Source organism: Collinsella sp. Sow4_E3 (assembly GCF_052116285.1).
In the GTDB taxonomy this organism is placed as follows: Bacteria; Actinomycetota; Coriobacteriia; order Coriobacteriales; family Coriobacteriaceae; genus Collinsella.
The window spans coordinates 72,832-94,718 of record NZ_JBQKLJ010000001.1 but is presented as its reverse complement, the minus strand read 5'-3'; the positions used below and the strand labels follow the sequence as shown (position 1 = coordinate 94,718).

General features: G+C 60.7%; 17 protein-coding genes, 1 tRNA gene and 1 riboswitch. Of the genes, 1 reads left to right on the top strand and 17 read right to left on the bottom strand.

Annotation, left to right across the window (positions count from 1 at the left end; all coding sequences use genetic code 11):
* Positions 1–42 precede the first annotated feature (42 nt).
* The 5 genes from rph to asnB all read right to left on the bottom strand — a co-directional run bounded on the left by rph (position 43) and on the right by asnB (position 6,334).
* Entirely contained in the window at positions 43–768 is a 726-nt protein-coding gene (rph, locus tag ACTQ48_RS00365) for a ribonuclease PH (protein ID WP_117799672.1), read from the bottom strand.
* Positions 769–821: 53 nt separating this feature from the next.
* On the bottom strand, positions 822–1,706 hold the full coding sequence (gene murI, locus ACTQ48_RS00360) for a glutamate racemase (RefSeq protein ID WP_117769301.1): 885 nt from the start codon (positions 1,704–1,706) through the stop codon (positions 822–824).
* A gap of 53 nt (positions 1,707–1,759) precedes the next feature.
* The gene (locus ACTQ48_RS00355) at positions 1,760–2,671 is read right to left on the bottom strand and encodes an HAD family hydrolase (RefSeq protein WP_427793596.1); all 912 of its coding nucleotides are present in this window, start codon (positions 2,669–2,671) and stop codon (positions 1,760–1,762) included.
* Positions 2,672–2,778: 107 nt separating this feature from the next.
* Entirely contained in the window at positions 2,779–4,341 is a 1,563-nt protein-coding gene (locus ACTQ48_RS00350) for a Mur ligase family protein (RefSeq protein ID WP_427727009.1), read from the bottom strand.
* A 112-nt stretch (positions 4,342–4,453) separates the two neighbouring features.
* On the bottom strand, positions 4,454–6,334 hold the full coding sequence (asnB, locus tag ACTQ48_RS00345; protein WP_161115110.1) for an asparagine synthase (glutamine-hydrolyzing): 1,881 nt from the start codon (positions 6,332–6,334) through the stop codon (positions 4,454–4,456).
* 187 nt (positions 6,335–6,521) lie between these two features.
* Here asnB and ACTQ48_RS00340 point away from each other — a divergent pair.
* Positions 6,522–6,597, top strand: a tRNA-Val gene (locus ACTQ48_RS00340).
* A 610-nt stretch (positions 6,598–7,207) separates the two neighbouring features.
* On the opposite strand, the gene ACTQ48_RS00335 is transcribed toward ACTQ48_RS00340, so the two are convergent.
* The 12 genes from ACTQ48_RS00335 to ACTQ48_RS00280 form a co-directional block, all read right to left on the bottom strand.
* Positions 7,208–8,491 (bottom strand): aminotransferase class III-fold pyridoxal phosphate-dependent enzyme, encoded by a 1,284-nt coding sequence (locus ACTQ48_RS00335; protein ID WP_441569856.1) that lies wholly within the window; start codon positions 8,489–8,491, stop codon positions 7,208–7,210.
* Positions 8,492–8,559: 68 nt separating this feature from the next.
* Complete coding sequence (gene argB / locus ACTQ48_RS00330) at positions 8,560–9,540, bottom strand: acetylglutamate kinase (protein WP_441569855.1); 981 nt, start codon at positions 9,538–9,540, stop codon at positions 8,560–8,562.
* A gap of 81 nt (positions 9,541–9,621) precedes the next feature.
* Entirely contained in the window at positions 9,622–10,890 is a 1,269-nt protein-coding gene (gene argJ, locus ACTQ48_RS00325; protein WP_441569854.1) for a bifunctional glutamate N-acetyltransferase/amino-acid acetyltransferase ArgJ, read from the bottom strand.
* Between the two features lie 134 nt (positions 10,891–11,024).
* Positions 11,025–12,095, bottom strand: coding sequence for an N-acetyl-gamma-glutamyl-phosphate reductase (gene argC / locus ACTQ48_RS00320; protein ID WP_427727000.1), 1,071 nt, complete (start codon positions 12,093–12,095; stop codon positions 11,025–11,027).
* A gap of 262 nt (positions 12,096–12,357) precedes the next feature.
* Positions 12,358–12,768 carry a pyridoxamine 5'-phosphate oxidase family protein gene (locus tag ACTQ48_RS00315; protein WP_427718303.1) on the bottom strand — a complete coding sequence of 137 codons (411 nt, stop codon included), beginning with the start codon at positions 12,766–12,768 and terminating at the stop codon, positions 12,358–12,360.
* A 54-nt stretch (positions 12,769–12,822) separates the two neighbouring features.
* Positions 12,823–13,269: a pyridoxamine 5'-phosphate oxidase family protein gene (locus tag ACTQ48_RS00310; RefSeq protein WP_441569853.1), complete on the bottom strand. Its 447-nt coding sequence runs from the start codon at positions 13,267–13,269 to the stop codon at positions 12,823–12,825.
* 30 nt (positions 13,270–13,299) lie between these two features.
* The gene (locus ACTQ48_RS00305) at positions 13,300–14,100 is read right to left on the bottom strand and encodes an energy-coupling factor transporter transmembrane component T family protein (RefSeq protein WP_441569852.1); all 801 of its coding nucleotides are present in this window, start codon (positions 14,098–14,100) and stop codon (positions 13,300–13,302) included.
* On the bottom strand, positions 14,100–16,004 hold the full coding sequence (locus ACTQ48_RS00300) for an energy-coupling factor transporter ATPase (protein WP_441569851.1): 1,905 nt from the start codon (positions 16,002–16,004) through the stop codon (positions 14,100–14,102). Before ACTQ48_RS00300 ends, ACTQ48_RS00305 begins: the two co-directional genes overlap by 1 nt.
* On the bottom strand, positions 16,001–16,591 hold the full coding sequence (locus ACTQ48_RS00295; protein WP_229770605.1) for an ECF transporter S component: 591 nt from the start codon (positions 16,589–16,591) through the stop codon (positions 16,001–16,003). The genes ACTQ48_RS00300 and ACTQ48_RS00295 overlap by 4 nt, the downstream gene beginning before the upstream one ends.
* Positions 16,592–16,596: 5 nt before the next feature.
* Positions 16,597–16,789: riboswitch (FMN riboswitch) on the bottom strand.
* Positions 16,790–17,157: 368 nt separating this feature from the next.
* Positions 17,158–18,795, bottom strand: coding sequence for a chaperonin GroEL (groL, locus tag ACTQ48_RS00290; protein WP_154514811.1), 1,638 nt, complete (start codon positions 18,793–18,795; stop codon positions 17,158–17,160).
* A 96-nt stretch (positions 18,796–18,891) separates the two neighbouring features.
* Positions 18,892–19,185 (bottom strand): co-chaperone GroES, encoded by a 294-nt coding sequence (groES, locus tag ACTQ48_RS00285; RefSeq protein WP_154514813.1) that lies wholly within the window; start codon positions 19,183–19,185, stop codon positions 18,892–18,894.
* Between the two features lie 921 nt (positions 19,186–20,106).
* Positions 20,107–21,750, bottom strand: a complete 1,644-nt coding sequence (locus ACTQ48_RS00280) for an amidohydrolase (protein ID WP_441569850.1) — start codon at positions 21,748–21,750, stop codon at positions 20,107–20,109.
* Positions 21,751–21,887: the final 137 nt, after the last annotated feature.

Below are 21,887 nucleotides of genomic sequence, written 5' to 3'. Positions count from 1 at the left end.
CGCAGATTAAACCTGCCAAAATCAACATCCCCTTTTGGCAGGTTAGGCGAGGGCTTGACGCTGAAGCTCGATGAGCTCGGCGATGCCCTTGTCGCCCAGATCGAGCAGGGCGTTGAGACGCTTGCGGTCAAAGGGCGCCTGCTCGCCGGTACCCTGGAGCTCGATCATCTCGCCGGAGTCGGTGGCGACGAGGTTCATGTCGACCTCGGCGTGGCTGTCCTCGGAATAATCCAAGTCGAGCAGGGTGTTGCCGTCGACGACGCCCATGGAAATAGCGGCAACCTGACCGGTAAGCGGAATGCGCTCGAGCTTGCCCGCCTCGACCCACATGGCAAGGGCGTCGTGCAGCGCCACCCAGGCGCCGGTGATGCTCGCCGTACGCGTGCCGCCATCGGCCTGGATCACATCGCAGTCAACGGTAACGGTGTACTCGCCGAGCGCCTTCATATTGACGACGGTGCGCAGGCTGCGGCCGATCAAGCGCTCGATCTCCATGGAACGGCCCTTGCGGTTGGCATGTTCGCGCTTGCAGCGCTTGCCGGTCGACGCCGGCAGCATCGCATATTCCGCCGTTACCCAACCGGCCTTAGCGCCCTTGCGCCAGCCCGGAACGCCCTCCTCGATGGTGGCGGCGCACAGCACGCGCGTGTCGCCAAACTCTGCCAGGCACGAGCCGTGGGCGTGCTTCATGACGCCGCGGGTGAGCTTAACGGGACGCAGCTCATTTGCGGCGCGGCCGTTGGCGCGGTTGACCTGCATATATTCCATGGAACTATCCTTTCGGCAAAAGATGTGGCGAAGACTCCGGCGACATTGCGTGCCTAACCGAGTTCGTCGATATCGACATGCTCGATGCTTTTGAGCGGCTGGCCAAAGATAAAGCTGCCCGCCACCGCAAACTCGGCAATGTTGTCGGACGTGGTGGCAAAGCGATGCTGCGGCTCGGCGGTGTTGCCCGCCAGCTGCTCACGGCGCGTGAGGATATCGGTCAGCTCGCGGGTGGTCTCCTCGGCGGAGCTCACCACGCGCACCCCGGGCCCCAACGCATGACGGATGGGGCCCACCAGCAACGGAAAGTGCGTACAGCCGAGCACCACGGTATCGATGCCACGATCGTGCAGTGGCTCGACTGTGGCGTTGACCAGCGCGCGAACGGCTGGCGTATCAAAAATATCCTCGTTCTCGAGCCATTGCTCCTGCAGATGCGCGCCCGAGGCGAGCTCGTGCTCGACAACCTCGACAAAGCTCGAGGCAGGGCAGCCATACACGTCCACGCCGGCATCCAAGTCCTGGATGGCGCGCGTGTAGGCGCCCGAGCGGATGGTGAGGTTGGTGGCGAGCACGCCCACACGGCGCGTGCGGGTGCTGTTGATGGCGGCACGCGCGCCCGGCGCGATTACGCCAATCACGGGGACATCGAGCACCTGCTGAGCCAGGCGAAGCGCCGCTGCCGTCGCCGTATTGCAGGCGATGACCATGATCTTGACGTCGTGTCTCGAAAGCCAGCGCCCTGCCTGTAGCGCAAACGAGCGCACCTCGTCCTCGGTGCGGGTGCCGTAAGGGCAGCGCTTGGTATCGCCAAAGTAGTAGACGGACTCGTGCGGAAGCGCCGTCGCAATCGCGCGCGCAACCGTCAAGCCGCCCAGGCCCGAGTCGAACACGCCGATGGGGCGCGTATCACCGGCCAGATTCTCGATATCGGACATTACCTCACCAGATTCTCTCTCGAAAAGATATGGCCAAGCGTAACGGCACTGCGCTATGAACGGGCCGCGACGAGCAGCTCCGCCGTCGCCGCCCAGCCGTCAACGATCCTGCCACGCGTGACAAAGGCGTTATCGCAGGACGCAAGAAACTCGGACGCGCCGGCGCTGGTCAGACCGTTCTCGACCAGGCAGAACGTGCCCACGTGGTCGGCCATGTAGAAATCAGACTCGGAATCGCCGAGTGCCAGCGTCTCGTCGCGCTCGATGCCCAGATGCTCGCAGAAACGCGCGACCGCCACGCCCTTGTCGAGACCCGACGGATTGATGTTAAAGGCACGACCGTCCTCGACGCGATCGAGCTCGAGGGTCGTCGGCTTGGACAGATGAGTCAAGTGGCCGTTGCAGGCCCAGACCAGACCGCAGCCGGCCTCGTCGAGGATGGCCTGCGCCTCGTCATCGGGAATATCGCCGCGCATGCCGACGGTGACCTCGCGGTACTTATAGCCAGTCGACATGTCGTTGTGGTACTCGATCTTGTGCGGCCAGCGAGCGAGAATCTTCTCGCACACGCCGGTCTGCTCAATCACCTGGTGCGGCGTAAGGCCGCAGGCGGGGTCGTAAGGCATGTCGCCGGTCAGATACTCCCAGTCGTTGGCCTTGAGGTCGTACATGACCAGGCCACCCATCTCGCCAATGTAGGAGTTGAGGCCGAGCACGCGGGCATCTTCGTGGATCATGGTGCGGTTGCGACCCGAGGTGGGAATTACCTGGATGCCAGCGCGGGCAAGCGCCACGACGGCCTCGACGAGCTTGGTCGAGGGATTGCCGTCGTTGTCGCGCAGCACGCACGAGCCGGGCGCGAGCATCGTGGCGTCCAGATCGGTAAAGACGTACTTGACCTTGGCAAGGCGCTCGCGCATCTCGCCCGAAAGCTCGGCAACGGTCGGCAGGGTGTTGTGGGACATGGTCACTCCGTTTACGTAGAAGGGTTTGGACTTGGACGGCATGTTTTGATTGAGGGAACACGCTTATGGCGACAGCGCACTCAGGGCGCCGCCGCCATCATGGTTCATTAGTCAAACTGGGTAACATCGATCAGGCGATTGGCCAACGAAAGGTCGCTCTCGATGGGCACGAACTCGTCGCCCACGTGCATGAGCTCCTCGTCACCCTTTGCCAGCAGCAAGACAATGGTGGGAGCATCGGGGTTGACGTACTCCTCGCGCGCCGCCTTGAACGCCGCATGCACAGCGGCTTCGCGATCGAGGATGATCTTGTTCGGCGTATCGTCGGGAACATGTTCGGCAAGCTCGCGACAGACCTTCATCGGGTCCTCGTGAGCCGGGTCCTCGTTGGCAAAGATCATCAGGTCGGAATATGGTGCGGCCTCGCGCGGAAGCTGCTCGCGGCGCTCCTGCGCCTTGCCGCCGGCAGCGCCAAACACCGCAATGACTGGACTAGCGGGAAACGCGCGCTTGACCGACGAGAAAAGCGAACGGAACGAAAGCTGGTTATGCGCATAGTCAACGACACAGATCACGCGGCCGTCCTTCGACTCCACGACCTCCATACGGCCCGGCACACGCAGTTTGGAGAGGCCCTTCTTGATGGCCTCGATACCGATGCCGATCTCGCGCGCGGCGGCGATAGCGACCAGCGCGTTCTCCACGTTAAAGTCTCCCGCGATACCCAGCAGGATCTTCTCCCCCGCCTCGGACTCGTCGGCACACAGGCCATGCAAGTTGAACTCGATGCTAAAGCCGACCATGCGCACGTCGCTCGCCCACAGGCTTGCCTCGGGATGCTCGACACCAACGGTCACCAAGCGCTCGGCCGTCGACGCTGCCTCCAGCACACGGTCGACCTCTTCGGTGCCCAGATTCACCACGGCGGTCTTTGCCTGGTCAAAGATCCTGAGTTTGCTCTCAAAATAATCCTCAAACGTGGGGTGTTCAATCAGCGAGATGTGGTCGCGGCCGATGTTGAGGAAGCACGCCACGTCAAACGGCAGATTCTCGACACGTTGGTACTTGAGCGCCTGGCTCGAGACCTCCATGACCATGGACTGGCGACCGGACGTGCGGCAGTTGGCGATATGGCGCCAAACCTCGGGGGCCTCGGGCGTGGTGTTGGTGCTCTCGTAGCACTCGATACCATCGTCGGTACTCACCGAGCCGATCATGCCGCAGGACTCGCCCGCCGCCTTGATGATGGACTGGAGCATAAAAGCGGCCGTGGTCTTTCCCTTGGTGCCGGTGATGCCCACGATCTTGACGTCGTGGTCAGGACGGTCGTAGACCTCCGGCGGCAACAGGGCCATGGCCGTGCGAACACTATCAACAACCAGCATCGCAGCACCGCTCTCCTGCGCCAGCGGCTCCAGAGACTCGACCAGCGACTCCTCGCACACAAATGCGACGGCGCCCGCATCGAGCGCCATGCTCAAAAACGCGGGCTTAAAGGCAGCACCTTTGCAAAAGAATACGTCACCTGCCGAGACCACGCGCGAATCAAACGAGCAGCCGGTCACGGCACGCTCGTCAACCTGCTCTGATGCGCGCAGCTCGCCGCACACGTCGAGAAGCTTGGCAAGCGTATCGACCGTGGTCACGGTCGCGGAATCCGAATGGTGCATCTTTCACCTTTCTCAGCCATTTGGCAGGGACGGTTTTTATAGTAACTGAAACGCACCCATGCAAAAACGGCTCCCGGAGGAGCCGTTACGCGCAGGCGTTCGTAAGCCGAGGCTAGGCAGCCTGAACAGAAGGCTGGCCCTCGTCGATAAAGAAGCGCTTGTACCACACTAGGAACACGAGCGGCGTATAGATCTTGCGCTGGAAATCGCCCTTGCCCGCAAAGTGCAGATCGAGCAGGTGCATGAGCTCGTCGGTATTGAAGAACTCGCTTGCCCACGGCGCGGTGAAGTACTCCTTGACATAGTCGTACCACTTTTGCTCGCGCAGCCAGTAGACAATCGGCACCGGGAAGCCCACCTTGGGACGGGTGGCCCACTCATCGGGCAGCGACTTGTTGGCAGCGTGGCGGAGTACCTGTTTGTTGCCGTTCTCGTTGATGCGGTAGCGGTCGGGAATGTGCTCGGCGAACTCCATGACTTTGCGGTCCAGGAAGGGCACGCGCAGCTCCAGTGAGTGTGCCATGCACATCTTGTCGGCCTTGAGCAGAATGTCGCCCGGGAGCCACATGTTCATGTCCAGGTACTGCTTCTTGACCAGCTCGGGCTGACCCTTCACGCGCGCATAGATGGGAGCGGCAAGCTCGAAGGCGCCATCGCCGGTGTTGTACTCGGGCTTGAGCACGCCGTCGACCTCGCGCTCCGGCCATACCAGAGCCTGTCCCAGGAACGACTTCTCAGGGATCTCGGCACCCTTGACCAGGAAGTTATGTCCCTTGAAGTACGGCATATGCAGCGCCAGGTTACCGAGCGCGCGACGGATGGGCAGCGGCACCATCTTTTTGTACTTGCGGACCGGGACCGTGTCCTCGTAGTAGGCGTAGCCGCCAAAGAGTTCGTCGGCGCCTTCGCCCGAAAGCACTACGGTGACGTCCTTGCGGGCCATCTCGGCCAAGAACCACAGCGGCACAGAAGACAGGTTGGACTGCGGCTCGTCCATGTGATACTGGATATCCTCGAGCGCACCGAAGAACTCGTCGGCGGTAATCATCTTGCGGACGTTCTCGACGCCGAGCTTATCGGAAAGCTCCTTGGCGTAGTTGGTCTCGTTGAAGTTCTTGTAGTCAAAGCCCACCGAGAAGGTCTTGTCGGGCATGAGGCAAGCAGCAATATAGCTGGAGTCGACGCCGCCGGAGAGGAACGACGCGACCTTGACGTCGGCGATGCGATGGGCCTCGACACTCTCGTGCACGACCTCGTCCAGCTCATCGACATACTCTTCGAACGGCTTCTCGACGGCAGAGTAATCGCAATCCCAGTAGCGCTCGATGTTCATCTTGCCGGTCGGGATATCGACGGTAAAGTAGTGCGCCGGCGGCAGCTTGTAGACACCCTCGAAGAAGGTCTCCTCGGTTGCCGAATACTGCAGCGTCATGTACGGACGCAGAGCCTTTTTGTTGACCGCCTTGTGGAAGTGCGGGTAGTCCAGGAAGCTCTTGATCTCGGAACCAAAGAGCACGCCCGGAGCGCCGTCGCCCGCATCGGCCATGGGATAGTAGTAAAGCGGCTTGATGCCAAAGATGTCGCGGGCGCCAAAAAGCTTGTTCTTCTTTTTGTCCCAGATGACGAAGGCGTACATACCGCGCAGGCGATCGAGGACGGCCTCGCCCCACTCCTCGTAGCCGTGCAGGAGGCTCTCGGTGTCGGCGCCGCAGTGGAACTTGTAGCCCTTGGCCTCGAGCTCGGAACGGAGTTCTTGGAAGTTGTAGATCTCGCCGTTGAAGACAATGACGACGCTACCGTCCTCGTTGGCCATGGGTTGGGCGCCAGCCTCGGTCAGGTCAAGGATCGACAAGCGGCGGAAGCCGAGGGCAACGCGGCCGTCGATAAACTGACCGCCCATGTCGGGACCGCGATGGACGATGCGGTCCATCATCTTGGTGAGCACCTCGGATTGGTTATCCGTCCCACCGACAAAACCGACAAAACCGCACATATACTATCCCCTCTGCTGTTGCTGGGCATCAAATCGAATCAGTAGCTTTTAAGTATACCCGAGGGCGTAAAGAGGGGCGGAATGTTCAGGCAATCTCAACTGAATCAGCTCCGCTGTGACACGCGCCGGTTACCTTTAATGGATATGAGGTGAATGGGGCGATTGTTTTGCTATACTCTCTCCGCACGGGCGATTGGCGCAACGGTTAGCGCAGGTGCTTTACACGCACAAGGCTGGGGGTTCGAATCCCTCATCGCCCACCACTGATTTGATAGGCTCCCAGCAATGGGGGCCTTTCTTTTTTGGACCCATCGCAGAGGGATTCGAACCCGACAGGGTGCGAAGCTGAGGAAACGCGAAGCGTTTTCCAGCGCAGCACGCGAGGAGCGGAGCGACGAAGCGGATGCGGGCGGCGCCAGCCGCACGCGGACATCCCTCATCGCCCACCATTGAATTGTTAGGCCTCCGGTGTTGGAGGCCTTTCTTTTTTGTGCCCGGCGCATGGGATTCGAACCCTAAGGACCCCTTATTTCAAGGTCCGTGGTCAAAAATGGCAAAAATGAGTACTGCTACTTTGCTTGCAACATATAAACAGATAGTGTTTGCTTAGGTTACGCAACATATGTCCATTATAAGGACTAACAGTCAGATCAAAATCGTGTATTCATCGCCATTTCGACTTGCCATCTGGCCTTATTAGTCCAAAATTGCTGCTACCAAATCGGTAACAGTACTCATATTTGATGTTTTTTGACCAGCAGGTCTCCCTGCCTTAGCAAATCTAAGGCAAAACGGGCTCCAGACCGCTGAATCATGCCGCATAGGGCACGTCCGCAGTCCGGAATCCGGTCCAAATTGAGTTATTGCGCCGCGTTAGCCCAAGACACCCGACAGAATCTCGATCAGACTGTCTACGTCAGCTTCCTCGCAGACGAGAGGCGGCAAGAAACGCAGCGTATGGGCACCCGTAGCGTTGATCACGGCACCAGCCCCCAATGCATGGGCCACAACGTCGTGAGCATCACCCGCAGTATCGTCCAGATCGCAGCCGAGCATCAAGCCACGGCCACGAACCTCTACCACATGCGGAAGCTTAGCCAGCGCCTGCTCCATATAGGCACCCACCTTGGCGGCATGGTCTGCGTAGTCACCGCGCACAAGCGCGGAGAGCGTCGCGGCACACGCCGCGATGGCCAAGCAGCTGCCGCCGAAGGTCGAACCATGGTCGCCGGACTTAAAGATGTCAGCGATTTCTTTCTTTGCCACCACGGCACCCATGGGCACGCCGTCGGCGATGCCCTTGGCAAGACTCATGATATCGGGCTCCACACCATAAGTCTGGAACGCAAACGGCTTGCCGGAGCGGAAAATACCACACTGGACCTCGTCGGCGATAAGCACGGCACCCACCTCGTGTGCCAAGTCTCGCGCCGCAGCCATAAACTCCTCGGTCATGGGATGCACGCCGCTTTCGCCCTGGATCGGCTCGAGCATCACAGCGCAAATCTCGCTTCCCAGCTGCTTAAAGATTGCGTGCAGTTCATCTACATCGTTGGGCGTGCATGCCACAAAGCCACCCGGCAGCGGGCGGAAACTGTCCTGCAGCCAATCCTGCATGGTCGCCGCAATGGTCTCGAGCGTACGACCATGAAATCCGCCGCGCATACACACGATGGTGTTGCCACCGTTGCCGGCACGTTTGGCGTACAGACGCGCGAGCTTCATAGAGCCCTCGTTGGCCTCGGCGCCGGAATTGGCAAAGAACGTCTCCCACACCTGCTCGCCCGCAGTCGGAGCGCCAAGCGCCGCCGCCGTGGTCTCGTCGCCAGCGGCAATCGCGTCGGCAAGCACGCGCGCACCGTCCACATCGTCGTTAGCGAGCTTGGACAGCAACGCCGCGACCTGGCCGCGCTGCTCAATGTAGAAGTAATTGGAGACATGCAGGAGCTTTTTGGCCTGGGCCTCGAGCGCCGAGAGCACCGCCGGATTGCCGTGGCCTAGGCTGCATACGCCAATACCTGCAAGAAAATCGAGATATTCGCGACCGTCGTCGCCGGTGAGCTTCATGCCGTGGCCCTCGACAAACTCGACCGGCGAGCGGCCAAAGGTTTGCATAACGTAGTGGGATTCGAGCGATTGTTGAGCTGCAAGTGACATGAGATGCCTTTCGTTAAGCGCCAGGTGGCGCGGACTGTGGGTGTAACGGTGTGACGATTTCTAACCAGCTAGACCATCTGGAGCTTCTCGACCTCGTCGAGGTTCTCGGTCAGGCGCGCCGCAAAGGTCGAAAGCGGGTGCGGGTGCGTATCAAATTCGTAGGCCGTCTCGGTAGAGTGGATCACGGTGCCGACGCCGGCATCGGTCAGCAGCTCCAGGAGCAGCGAATGCGGCGTGGTACCGTTAATGATGTGAGCGCGAAATACGCCGCCGACAAGCGCATCGACGGCCGCGCGCAGTTTGGGAATCATGCCCTTATCGACCTCGCCACCGTAGAGCATCTCATTAACCTCGTCGAGCGTTAGGTTGGAGATGAGCGAGTCTTTATCGCTAAAGTCCTTGTACAGGCCGTCGACGTCGGTCAAAAAGATCGCCTTGTGCGCGTGGAGCGCCGCCGCAACGGCACCGGCGGCGGTGTCGGCGTTGATATTGAAGAAGCCACCGTCCTCCCCCGCCGCGACGGTAGCGATGACGGGAATATACTCGCTATCGAGCAAGTGCTCGATGTAGTCGGTGTTGACGTGCGTCACTTTGCCCACGCGTCCGAGCTCGGGGTCGAGCGGCTCGGCGATGAGCGTGCCGGCGTCGCTGCCCGATACGCCCACGGCCAAGTTACCGTGGTGGTTGATTGCCGCCACCAGCTCTTGGTTAACCTTGCCGCCCAGCACCTCGCGCACGATATCCATGGTCGCCGGCGTGGTCACGCGCTGGCCGTTCTTAAACTCGACGGGCATATCGTAATGGCTCAGCGCCTCGTTGATGGCTTTACCGCCGCCATGCACGATGACGGGGCGCATGCCGATAATCTTGAGCAAAACGATGTCGCTCATCACGTCGCGACGCAGTTGCTCGTCTACCATGGCGGCCCCGCCATACTTGATAACGACCGTCTTGCCGGTCAGGTTTTTAATCCACGGCAGCGCTTCGAACAGCAGCTGCGCAGTTGCTTCGTTGGATTCGCTCGAACGACAATCGCGTGCGAATTTCATAATCTGCCTCGTCTTTCGTATCGTTATCGCGCTGTGCTTCGCTGCCCGCAATCGCGGCGAGATGCGCAGCGTGCCTGGAGTCTAGGAGCGGTAGTCACCATTGATTGAGATGTACTCGTGCGTGAGGTCACAGGTCCACACGGTCGTTGCCGCGTCGCCTGCGCCCAGGTCGGCCGAAATCACGATCTCGGGCGCCTCAAAACGTCGCAGGGCCTCGTCCTCGTCAAAAGGAACAGTCAGGCCATCGCGGCAGACGGGCATGCCCATCATGTCGATGGAAACGTCTTCCTGATTAAACTTTACGCCGCACTTGCCGAGCGCCATGGCAACGCGACCCCAATTGCAGTCGTGGCCAGCGATGCAGGTCTTGACGAGCGGCGAGTTGGCGACGGCGCGGGCGGCGATATCGGCTTCCTCGTCGTTGGCGGCGCCGGTGACGTTAACCGTCACGAGCTTTGACGCGCCCTCGCCATCGGCCGCGATGTTACGCGCCAGGCTCTCGCACACCTCGTGCACGGCAAAGGCCAGCTCGTCAAAGGCGTCAGTGCCCTCGACGATGGCCTCGGCATCCGCGGCGGCAGCGCCAGAAGCCAGCATGATACAGGTGTCGTTGGTCGAGGTATCGGAATCGACCGTCACTTTATTAAAGGTCTGTTTAACGGTCGAGAGCAGTAGGGTGTGGAGCGCCGCCGACTCGACGGGGGCATCGGTAGTAATGACCGCGATCATGGTGGCCATATTGGGCATGATCATGCCCGATCCCTTGCACATGCCGCCCACCGTATAAGCGTTGCCCACATGGCCCACAGCCTCACTGCGGTAGCGAATGGCATACTCCTTGGAATGCGTATCGGTCGTCATGATGGCACGGGCTGCATCGGCGCCGCCATGGGCAGAGAGTGCCTCGTAGGCGGACGGAATTGCCGTCTCAAACGTGCCGATCGGCAGAATCTGTCCGATCACGCCCGTGGAGGCAACTAAAATCTGTTGGGGTTCACAGCCAATGACCTGCGAGGCGATATTGCACGTCTCGCGCGCACAGGCAAGGCCGGTCTCGCCCGTGGCGGCGTTCGCGTTGCCGGAGTTGATTGAAACACCGGCGATGATGCCATAGCCCTTGTCCGTACCGCCCAGGTTGGCACGGCTCACCTGCACGGGCGCCGCACAAAAGCGGTTGGTCGTAAACACGCCGGCCCCGGGACAGGGTTTATCGGGCACAACGAGCGCGTAATCCAGGCGCTCGGGATTCTTGCGGAATCCGGCATGGATGCCCGCCGCCTTAAAGCCGGCTGCCGCCGTTACGCCGCCCTTGACGGCGTGAATCTTGATATCGAACTGCTCAGCATTCATCGTCTTTACGACTCCTTATGTCAAACAAAAAATGGGCATCGGTTGGTGCGCCATGCCAGCCACAATCATGAGACCAGCTTAAAAGTGGCGCCAAACTCGATACCCGACTACCAAATCGTTAATAATCGAATGTGCTACACCGGGCACGCCACTGTGGGCAAGCCTCGTCGCTCGTCAAAACCAAAGACGATGTTGGCGCACTGGACCGCCTGGCCCGCAGCGCCCTTGCACAAATTGTCGATGGCGCCCGTCGCCACCAGCACGCCCGCACGCTTGTTGAGCGCAAGGCCGATCTGGGCGGCATTGGTACCGACAACCGAAGCCGTCTTGGGCTGCTGGCCGGCATCGAGCACGCGCACAAAGGTACGACCGGCGTAGAACTTCTTGTAATGGTCGACGGCATCCTCAAGAGTCAGCGCTTCGAGAGCCTGCGTTGCGAGCGGCAGCGTCACCGTAGAGAGCAGGCCGCGCTTGAGCGGTGCCAGGTGCGGAGTAAAGACGACGCGATCGGTAAGGCCCAGAATTTGCTCGATTTCTGGCGTATGGCGATGTTTTCCTACGCCATAGGCCTCCAGATTCTCGTCCGCGCTGCAAAAATGGGTGCGGGTGTTGCACGACTTACCGGCACCCGTCACGCCACTGATGGCGTCGACGACTACGGGGCCGCTCTGGGCCACCCAGCCCGCACGCACGGCAGGCGCGGCAGCAAGACTCGTTGCGGTGGGATAGCAACCGGCGCAGGCGACCAGCACGGGTCTGCCAGCGGCATGGCTGGAAGCAGCGGTCTCTAAGTCCTGGCAGAACAACTCGGGCAGACCGAAGGCACGTGTTTTAAGCAACTCGGGGCTCGTGTGCTCGGCGGCATACCATGTCTCAAAGACAGACGCGTCGCTCAGACGGTAATCGGCCGAAAGATCAAAGCAAGAGACACCCGATGCAAGCAGAGCGGGCACCTGTGCCATGGCAGCCGTGTGCGGCACGGCGAGAAAAACCGCATCGCAGCTCTTGAGTTCAGGGGCGTCATGCGTGGTGAAAACCAGATCGCTCACGCCAGCAAAGCTCGGATACACCGCGGACAGCAGCTGGCCGGCATCGGCGTTGGACGTAATGGCAACAAGTTCAAACTCGGGATGGCCGAGCACGAGGCGAATAAGCTCGGCGCCGGCATATCCAGCCGCGCCGACGATTCCAACCTTTAAAGACATATCGGACTCCTTGTCTGCGGTCTTATGCGTCATTGCGCATTCCGCAGCCGTCGTTATGAGGTAGGTTGAAACTTTAGCACCCGAGAATGCATATTTACGCAAATAATTTGTGTCTTCATGCATTGAAACATACCCGACACATTCGCTTGAAAGAATTGACAAAAATAAGCGAGCTCTGCATTAGCCGCAGCGCATCATGCTGCTGGCCAATGCAGAGCCCACCTTATACGGAATACCAAACTTAAGGGTCGCCCAGAGCAGCCTAGAGCTCGACCGGAACCCATTCGTCGTGATTGCAGATAAAAGCCTCGGGGTCCTCGACGCTAAAGAAGACAAGCGTGGGATCGTTAGGCCCCTCATAGTGCTCGCTCAAGCGCTCAAGATGCTTCCACCCGGCCTCGCGCATTTCATCCGAAGCCCGGTCGTCCAGACCCGCACGTCCTCGCAGGATCAACCAACCATGGCCCGGCCACCAACTCGTGGCCTCAAAGCGCTGGTTTTGCAGCAGCTCTTGCCACACATCTTTGGTGCGCGCCGTTACAAACCACAGTTTGCCGTCCTGAATCTGCGCAAACGAGAACGGACGCACATGCGGCTGCCCATCCACGCTCGTCGCTAGGTACCACGCCGGCACCGACGTCAGATACTCCAGCACCGTATTCAATCCGTCCACGTTTCCTCCTGTCATCTGACCAGTCTTTTTGGAATGGGCAGCTAATTTGGGAAATTAAAGCTCGAGGAGCTCTTCGCTGCCGTCGATATCGCAGAACCGCGCGGCGATGTTGCGGACCGAGAAGAACGCAAGGCGGCCATCGTTGGCACTATCGTGTTGCTCGCCAATGCCCACCATATGCTTAAAGCCCGTCTGGCGCACCTTGTCACTCACGAATGCATCGTCCTCGAGTGCGGCCTCGCCAGTTAACACGATCCAGCACTCCCCCGGCTTCCAGCCCGATACCTCAAACTTGGGATTCTTGCTCAACTCCGCCCACACGTCCTTGTCGCGCGACGTGCAAAACCACAGCTTGTCGTTATCGACCATGGCAAACGAAAACGGCCTCACGCGGGGCTGATGCCCGTCGCTTGCATCGGTCGTGGCAAGATACCACGCCGGAATGCGCCTGAGATACGAGCAGACGCGCTCGAGCTGAGCCGTGCGATCGATGTCGGTCATAGAGACCCCTTTCTTGCGCTCGAATCGAGCTTAGACGAGTTGAAGATTGATAACGACAACGCATGCCACCAGCAGCGCCATCGCCACCGCGGCCAGTGCATCCCCGCGGCCAAACGTAAGCGCATGCAGACGCGTGCGTCCCCGCTCGCCGTGATAGCAGCGCGCATCCATGGCGGCCGAAAGCGTCTCGGCATGACGGAACACGCCAGCAAACAGCGGAATCGCCACACTGCCGAGCATGCGCACGCCACCGAGCGGACCGCCCGTCACGCGCGCGCCACGGCTTGCCTGTGCATCGGCCGTCTGTTTCATCTCGGTGGCAAATTGTGGCATAAACCGCAGTGCGATACCCATAATCATGCCGAGCTCGTGCGCCGGAAGCCCCACACGCGCGAATGGTGCGAGCAGGCGCTCAAAACCCGCGGTGAGGTCGAGTGTCGGCGTGGTGAGCGTAATGGCGCTCATGCCGGCCATCATCATCGTCAGGCGACACGCCATAAACGTCGCAGAACGCAGCGAGCCCTCGCTCACCTGCAAAAAGCCAAACTGCCACAGGATGCGGCCACTCTGATCGGAAAACAGGTTGAGCACCGCGACCACCACGACAATCGCCAGCAGTGGTGCCATCGACGATAGGACCCGACGCAACGGAACCCGGGCCGCGACATAGACCAGCACGACAAAAATTGCGACCGGAACCAGCCCGCGGAAGCTGCCGACGGTGAGCGCAGTGATCAGAAATGCGAAACCTAGGAGCAACTTAGTGCGCGGATCCAGACGATGCGCTGCGCTTTCCCCCGGATAGTAGCTGCCAAATGAGAATGCCTCCATTAGCAGCCCTCCTCTTGCGTGGCCATCTTGGAACCAGCCTGACGCGACGCCCTCAAAGGTCCGTCCGCGCAGCCTAGCAGCATGCCGGCCAACTCGTCGGCCAGCGCCTCAACCGTATAAAGCTTGTCGTAGCGGAGCGGCACACCGGCTTGCACGAGCGACAATGCCATGCGCTGCGCAGCGGGAACGCCCAAACCGATCGATTTGAGCTCGTTCGCGTGCGCAAAAACCTGTGCGGGCGTTCCATCGGCAAACACCGCGCCCTCGTTCATCACAACGATACGGTCACAACAATTTGCCAGGTCATCCATGCTGTGCGAAACCATGACAACGGTCAGGCCCTCACGATGGAGCCGATCGATGAGCTCCAGGAAATCCCTGCGCGCAGCCGGATCGAGCCCCGCCATGGGCTCGTCGAGCACCAGGACCTCGGGCTCCATGGCGAGCACGCCGGCAAACGCCACGCGGCGCTGCTGGCCGCCCGAAAGCTCAAAGGGGCTCTTGTCGCCTATCGCGGCAAGGTCGAGGCCCACGCGCGCAAGCGATGTTGCGACACGGCGAACAACCTCGTCTTGCGGCAGGCCAAGGTTGCGCGGGCCAAACGCCACGTCCTGCGCCACGGTCTCGGCAAATAGCTGGCGCTCGGGATACTGAAACACCACGCCGACCTTGGCCTTAACCGCGGCGGCGCCTTTCTTGCTTGATAGGTCGAGTCCCAGTGCGCAAACGCTCCCCTCCTGTGGACGAATCAGCCCGTTGAGATGCTGAACCAGCGTTGATTTACCCGAGCCGGTATGACCCGCCAGGCCCAGAAACTCGCCGCGACGCACCGTCAGCGAAACATCACGTAGCGCCCAGGGGCTGTTTGGATCGTTGCCCCAAAGAGCCTGTTTGCCCGATGCGCCCACAGTGGTCGAGCGCTTGCGCCATCGGCGGCGCTCGCGGGCGCTCAGCGTGTAACTATGCGAGAGATGCGAAATCTCGATGACGGGTTCCGACGCGACCATCCCGTCGGCTGCTGAGGATGCATGGTCAAGTACACGAGAATCGGATGCGGAGGGCCGCCCAGCGACGTCCGCCCCGCTCCGCTCAGCATAAACCCGTGCAATCTCGGCGACCATATCCGCCTCACGCACCTGCGCGCAAACGGGTACGCCCTTCGCGCGGAGTGCCCTACCTAGACAGCACGACGCCGGCATATCCAGGTTGAGCTGGGCAAGTTCGTCCGCCCGCGTCAAGATTTCCTCGGGCGCACCGAGCATGGCAACGCGCCCCGCCCGAAACACCGCGACACGATCGGCCTCGGCGGCCTCTTCCATAACGTGCGTAATCATCACGATGGTCATGCCGCGATCGTGCAACGCGCGGCAAACCTTCATGAGGCCCTTACGTCCACGCGGATCGAGCATCGAGGAAGCCTCGTCCAATATGAGCACGCGCGGTTCCATGGCGAGCACGCCGGCAAGCGCCACGCGCTGCTTTTGGCCGCCCGAAAGTGCATGGGTCTCGTGGCGCTCAAAGCCCACCAGGCCCACACCCTTCAGCGCCTCGCGTACGCGCTGCGCAATTTGCGCCGATGGCACGCCAAGGTTTTCGGGACCAAACGCAACGTCATCTTCGACAAGCGTTGCCACCAGCTGATCATCGGGATTCTGGAACACCATGCCCGCGGTCGAACGAATGTCGTAGACCAACTCGGGATCGGATGCATCCATGCCGTTGATACGCACCGTTCCTGCATCGGGCTGCAGCAGCGCATTCAGATGCTTGGCAAACGTCGACTTGCCCGACCCATTGCCGCCGAGGATGCAGAAAAACTCGCCATCCTCGATGTTCAGATCGATACCGTCGAGCGCCGGCGTGACACCGTCATAGCTAAAGGAAACGCCTCGACAATCAATCATGCGCGGCCTTTGACCTGGTTCTTTTTAGGCGTGATGAGGTTGGAGACCGCCTTGTACACTGCAAGCGTGAGCACCGAGTTGAGCACGGTCTTGATAAGGTTGAACGGCAGCACGGCAGGAACCATGAGCGGAGCGATCGCATCGACCGAGCCATACCAGAACCATACGCCAATGGTAAGGTTTGCGACCATAGACAGCGCCGTAGCGGCAATGACGCCGAACACCAGGCCAATCACAGCACCCTTATAGGTATGCATCTTCTGGTAGACGATAGCCGCGGGCAGAATGTAGCCCAGCGTGGCAACCAGGTTCATAAGCGCACCGACCCAGTCACCCGTGGTGAGCGCGTGAATAACGATAGCCATAGCGGCAACAGCAGTACCGGCGCCGGGACCATACGCAAAACCGCACACCATCGCCGGCACCAGCGACGGGTCGTAGGTCAAAAACGGCGCCGAAGGAAGGATGGGCAGCTGCACGTACATAAACAGGGCGCCCAAGGCGCACATCAGCGCCATGGTAACGAGCTGTTTGGTGCTCCACCTATTCGTGTTCTCAAAATGGATATGCTGCGACTGTTCAGACATAAGATCACCTGCCTCTTTCATCCGGACTCTAACCGTTGGTACTGGGATCTCACCAGTTCAGCCGGCATGCGAACCAACGCACGTACGGGTCGCGGACTCATCGGCTCGGACGCAGGTATCTCGCCTGCGCCACGGCACCCCTCTGGCACCGTCCGATTTACCGCCAGTGGGGAATTACACCCCGCCCTGAAACAGCAATTCCAAGTCTAGCACGGGCAGGCTTTCGCGCAAGTATGCCAAAGGTAATTTGTGGTGGGGATCAGTTGCCGCAACAACCACGTTCCCCACCCTCCCCAAAGTAACGCGCTTTTCGCGGCAAAGCCGCGAAACAGCGTCCGGGATACGTATCCCCAACAGCCACGTTCTCCGCCCGCCGACTTCAAGGCCGTAAACGCAGGGGATCCGGGGGCGTGACGGGGTTTCTCTCCGGAACATTCCGCAGGACGCAAAGAGGCTCCGCAGCGCGAAGCGCGATGCGGAGCCTCTTTGCATGTCCGAGGACGTTCCGGAGAGAAACCCCGTCACGCCCCCGGGATTCCCGGTGGGAGTTCTAGACCTTGTCGGCCTTAGTACATACCGCCGCCCTGCTGACCAGCGGTAGCAGCAGCGATAGCATCCTCAAGCTGAGTGTTCTTGGGCACATCGGAAACCGTGGCCTCGGTGATGAGGATCAGGCTGGCGACAGAAGCAGCGTTCTGCAGGGTGACGCGGCTGACCTTGACGGGGTCGAGGACGCCCATCTCGATCATGTCGCCCCACTCGCCGCTGGCAGAGTTGAGACCCTGGCCAGCGGGCAGCTCGGCGACCTTGTCGACCACGACAGCGCCCTCAAAGCCAGCGTTCTTGGCAATGGTTGCGACCGGAGCGGTCAGAGCCTTCTTGACGATGTCGACGCCGATCTTCTCCTCGGGGTCGTCGATCTCGACGGCATCGAGCGCAGGCACAGCGTCCATGAAGGCGACGCCGCCGCCAGCGACAATGCCCTCCTCGACAGCAGCGCGGGTTGCCTGCAGGGCGTCCTCGACGCGGTGCTTGATCTCCTTGAGCTCGGACTCGGTGGCAGCGCCGACCTTGATGACGGCAACGCCACCGGAGAGCTTGGCCAGGCGCTCCTGGAGCTTCTCGCGGTCGAAGTCAGAGGTGGTGTTCTCCATCTCGCCCTTGATCTGAGCAATACGGGCGTCGATGGCCTCCTTAGAGCCAGCGCCGCCGACGATGACGGTGTTGTCCTTGGAGATGGTGACGGACTTAGCGGTACCGAGCATATCGGCGGTGATGTCAGCGACCTTCACGCCCAGCTCGTCCAGAGCAGCCTGACCACCGGTGAGAACGGCGATGTCCTCGAGAATGCGCTTGCGGCGATCGCCGTAGCCCGGAGCCTTGACGGCGCAGACGTTGAGGGCGCCGCGGATCTTGTTGAGGACGAGGGTGGGCAGAGCCTCGCCGTCGATGTCCTCAGCGATGATGAGCAGGCCACGGCCAGCGCGCTGGACAGCCTCGAGAACAGGCATGATGTCCTGGACGCTGGAGATCTTCTGGTCGGTGATGAGGATGTACGGATCCTTCATCACGGCCTCCATACGGTCGTTGTCCGTGACGAAGTAAGCGGAGACGTAGCCCTTATCGAACTGCATGCCCTCGACGGTGTCGATGGTGATGTCGAACGTCTGGGAATCCTCGACGGTGATGACGCCGTCCTTGCCCACGACTTCCATGGCCTCGGCGATCTTCTCGCCGACCTCGGGGTCACCGGCGGAGATGGTACCGACGGAAGCAATCTGCTCCTTGGTCTCGACCGGCTTGGCCTGCTTCTTCATCTCGGCGACGGCGGCGTTGACGGCCTTGTCGATGCCGCGACGGATGGCCAGCGGGTTGGCGCCAGCGGCGACGTTGCGCAGGCCGTCGTTAACGATGGCCTGAGCGAGCAGGGTTGCGGTGGTGGTGCCGTCACCCACGGTGTCGTTGGTCTTGGTGGCGACCTCCTTCACCAGCTGGGCACCCATGTTCTCGATGTTGTCCTCGAGCTCGATCTCCTTGGCGACGGAGACGCCGTCGTTGGTGATGGTCGGGGCACCGAACGTGCGCTGCAGGGCGACATAGCGACCCTTGGGGCCCATGGTGACGGTAACGGCATCGGCCAGAGTGTTGACGCCCTTGGCGAGCTTAGCGCGGGCATCGGTATTGAACGTAATGTTCTTTGCCATGGTAGGTAATCCTCCAAAAGAAATGTGACTCACGTCGCCGCTTCCGAGTCCTATGCGGCGACCGCGTTCAAAGACGAATCAGAGAGCCTGATGAGACTAGGCCTCGACGACGGCGTAAATGTCGTCGGCGCGCATCAGCAGATACTTCTCGCCGTCGACCTTGACCTCGTTGCCACCGAACTTGCCGTAGATGACAACGTCGCCTTCCTTGACGTCCATGGGGATGCGCTCACCCTTGTCGTTGACCTTGCCAGCGCCAACGGCAATGACGGTGCCGCGCTGCGGCTTCTCCTGAGCGTTGCTGGCGATATACAGACCAGAAGCGGTCTTCTGCTCGGCCTCGTCGGGCTTGACCAGAACACGATCTGCAAGCGGCTTCAAAGACGACATGCTTGTCTCCTCCTTTTTGGGCCGCGTGGTTATGCCACGCGAATTAACCCTATTTGTTTGCGTACGCGTTGAATGGTACCCACGAATGGCGGGTTATACAACACAGAGTCAAAAAATCTTATTTTTTGGCACTTAGATTTTCTGAATGCCGGGGGGATAACTTGTGCGCAGCTCCCGTGTGGCGCCGGAGGGGCGGGGCATAAGGTTTCCTGCTCGGGCAGTCCTGCTCGCACGAAGGCCACATTACGTGGCCTTCGGCTCGTGCGGAACTCGCGATAAACCTTATATCCCGCCCCTCCGGCGCCACACGGGAGCCAAGTTAACTAGTTCGGGCGCGGCATTCAGAAACGTCAGTGCAGCAAAATGGCGATGCGGATAGGAACATGGGCATGGCTTTCGCTGCACGCACGGGTCCCCTGGGGAGCACCGTGCATTTTTGGGAGTATTCAGCAGACCAGGATGGCTGTATACGCGCCAGACACATCTTATTGGTCCCAAGGACGCCTTCGACCGGCGATTTGGGTCGGCAGGCAGACCCCATCAGGGCATAAAGGCATGCCTCGTGCCTGCCCGGACGCCAAAATGACGTCAATCCCCATGACATTACCCGACCGCAACGGCGCCGGCAGAGCTCGCAGTGCTGAATACTCCGTTTTTTGCACGGCCCAGGCGGGGGTACACCAGGGCCAGAAAGAACATCCCAACCTTTTTATGCAATCTGTAATGGGAAGTATGCAAAACACCATGAGGCAGCATTGCAAATGTCCAATTTGAACGCGCGGGGCAGCAGCGCCTCCACCCCACGCACAAATCCGGCAGAGCGGGGACGCTCATAACGAGTCCCCACCGATATGCAGACGTGGCTCGAGCGCCATCCCAAAATAAGTCGCCCGGGCCGCGTTTAACGACACGGCATGAGCATCAGCGCTCGTAGATCACGTTACCTGCCAGGTAGGTGGCCTGAACCTTGGTGGCTTGCAGCTCTTGGGGGTCAACGGTGAGCGGGTTTTGGTCCAAGACTACCAGGTCAGCATACTTGCCGGGCTCCAAGCTGCCGAGGTTTTGCTCGTCGCCTGCTGCATAGGCGCTGCCCAAGGTGTAGTTGCACAAAGCCGTTGCCGCGTCGATGCGCTCGCTCGGCAACCAGCCGCCCTCGGGCCAGTGGCTTTTGGGGTCCTGGCGCGTGATAGCCGTGTAGAGCACGTCCATGCTGGTGACGGGCGTGATGGGGCTGTCGGTACCGAAGGCTTGGCGAATGCCGCGCTGCTTATAGGTTGCGAACGGCCACATGATGCGGCTGCGCTCCAAGCCCAAATCGCGCTCCGGTCCACCCGGGTCGAGCGTAATGTGGCAGGGCTGGCTCGAGGCGACCACGTTGAGCTTGCGCAGGCGGTCGATGTCCTCGGGCAGGAGGTTCTCCAGGTGCTCGAGCGTGTTGTGGCCGTGCTGGGGCAGGCCGTACAGACCGGCGGCTTCCTCGAAGATATCCAGCGCGGCATGAATCGCACCGTCGCCGATAACGTGGATGCGCACGGCGCGGCCGCGCTCCGCAGCCGCCAGAACCAGCTTGCGCATGCGCTCGGCGGAAACCGTCAGACGGCCTTGGTCGCCCGGGAAGCGCGGATTGGTATAGGGCTCGGTGAGATATGCCGTATGTTCGCTCGACACGCCGTCAAAGAACTGCTTAAAGCCCGGCGCCGAAAGCAGTGCGTTGTTCGCGTAACGTGCCTGCAGCTCTTCTAGACGCGACTGGTCATCCAGCAGCGTGGGGAACAGATGGGCACGAATGCCCAGCTTGCCGGCTGTCTGCAGTTTGTCGTAGACGTCGTCGCGGATAAAATCGCAGCCCGGCATGGGCATGAGCGACATGTCGCAGATCGAGGTGATACCCTGCTCGGCCATGCGCCTCATTTGATCGGCGTAAGCGCTTGCGATGCGATCTTCGCCCAGCCACTCAAGGCAGCGCGGCAACAGCTGCATGGCAGCCGCCTCGTGAGCAATGCCCGTGAGCTCACCGTTTGCGTCCTTGTCGTAGCTGCCGCCCGCTGGCGGCTCGCTATCGCGCGTGACGCCGAGCGCCTCGAGAGCGCGACTGTTGAGCCACAGCGTGTGGCCGTCGCCCGAGTACATAACGCAAGGACGATCGGGAAATACCGCATCGAGCGACGCCTTGGTAGGATGCTCGGGCGGGTCCCAACGGTAGTCGCGCCAGCCCTGCGTCACAACCCAAGCGTCGTCGGGCAGATCCTGGGAAAACTCGAGCACGTGCTGCACCAGCGCCACCTCGGACGTGCCCCCATCCATGAGCATATACGGCGAGGAACCGACCGAGGTATGAAAGAAGTGCAGATGAGCGTCATGGAAACCGGGGCAGACAAACTGCTCGCCGTAGTCGATAACCGGCGTGGCGGCAGGCGCGGCGGCGATCACGTCATCGGGCTTGCCGACTGCGATGATACGGTCGCCTGCGATGGCAATCGCCAGCTCACGGGCGGTATCGATGCCATCTTGCGAGGTAAAGACGTTCTTAGAGCGGATAATCCGATCGATATGTTGCATGGGCATCCCCATCTCTGGCAGGAAATTCAACACCCCCGAGTGTACTCCACCGCCACAGCCGCAAAACGTCAAGCGGTAAACGGCACCTTTCCCAACCCCAACGGCCCCGCCTGCCCCTTGGGGACGGGGTAGAAATGGTAGAT

Bases quoted from the DNA above. Each gene is read 5' to 3' on its own strand.
- rph (WP_117799672.1), bottom strand. From the start codon at position 768: ATGGAATATATGCAGGTCAACCGCGCCAACGGCCGCGCCGCAAATGAG.
- murI (WP_117769301.1), bottom strand. From the start codon at position 1,706: ATGTCCGATATCGAGAATCTGGCCGGTGATACGCGCCCCATCGGCGTG.
- ACTQ48_RS00355 (WP_427793596.1), bottom strand. From the start codon at position 2,671: ATGTCCCACAACACCCTGCCGACCGTTGCCGAGCTTTCGGGCGAGATG.
- ACTQ48_RS00350 (WP_427727009.1), bottom strand. From the start codon at position 4,341: ATGCACCATTCGGATTCCGCGACCGTGACCACGGTCGATACGCTTGCC.
- asnB (WP_161115110.1), bottom strand. From the start codon at position 6,334: ATGTGCGGTTTTGTCGGTTTTGTCGGTGGGACGGATAACCAATCCGAG.
- ACTQ48_RS00335 (WP_441569856.1), bottom strand. From the start codon at position 8,491: ATGTCACTTGCAGCTCAACAATCGCTCGAATCCCACTACGTTATGCAA.
- argB (WP_441569855.1), bottom strand. From the start codon at position 9,540: ATGAAATTCGCACGCGATTGTCGTTCGAGCGAATCCAACGAAGCAACT.
- argJ (WP_441569854.1), bottom strand. From the start codon at position 10,890: ATGAATGCTGAGCAGTTCGATATCAAGATTCACGCCGTCAAGGGCGGC.
- argC (WP_427727000.1), bottom strand. From the start codon at position 12,095: ATGTCTTTAAAGGTTGGAATCGTCGGCGCGGCTGGATATGCCGGCGCC.
- ACTQ48_RS00310 (WP_441569853.1), bottom strand. From the start codon at position 13,269: ATGACCGACATCGATCGCACGGCTCAGCTCGAGCGCGTCTGCTCGTAT.
- ACTQ48_RS00305 (WP_441569852.1), bottom strand. From the start codon at position 14,100: ATGGAGGCATTCTCATTTGGCAGCTACTATCCGGGGGAAAGCGCAGCG.
- ACTQ48_RS00300 (WP_441569851.1), bottom strand. From the start codon at position 16,004: ATGATTGATTGTCGAGGCGTTTCCTTTAGCTATGACGGTGTCACGCCG.
- ACTQ48_RS00295 (WP_229770605.1), bottom strand. From the start codon at position 16,591: ATGTCTGAACAGTCGCAGCATATCCATTTTGAGAACACGAATAGGTGG.
- groL (WP_154514811.1), bottom strand. From the start codon at position 18,795: ATGGCAAAGAACATTACGTTCAATACCGATGCCCGCGCTAAGCTCGCC.
- groES (WP_154514813.1), bottom strand. From the start codon at position 19,185: ATGTCGTCTTTGAAGCCGCTTGCAGATCGTGTTCTGGTCAAGCCCGAC.
- ACTQ48_RS00280 (WP_441569850.1), bottom strand. From the start codon at position 21,750: ATGCCCATGCAACATATCGATCGGATTATCCGCTCTAAGAACGTCTTT.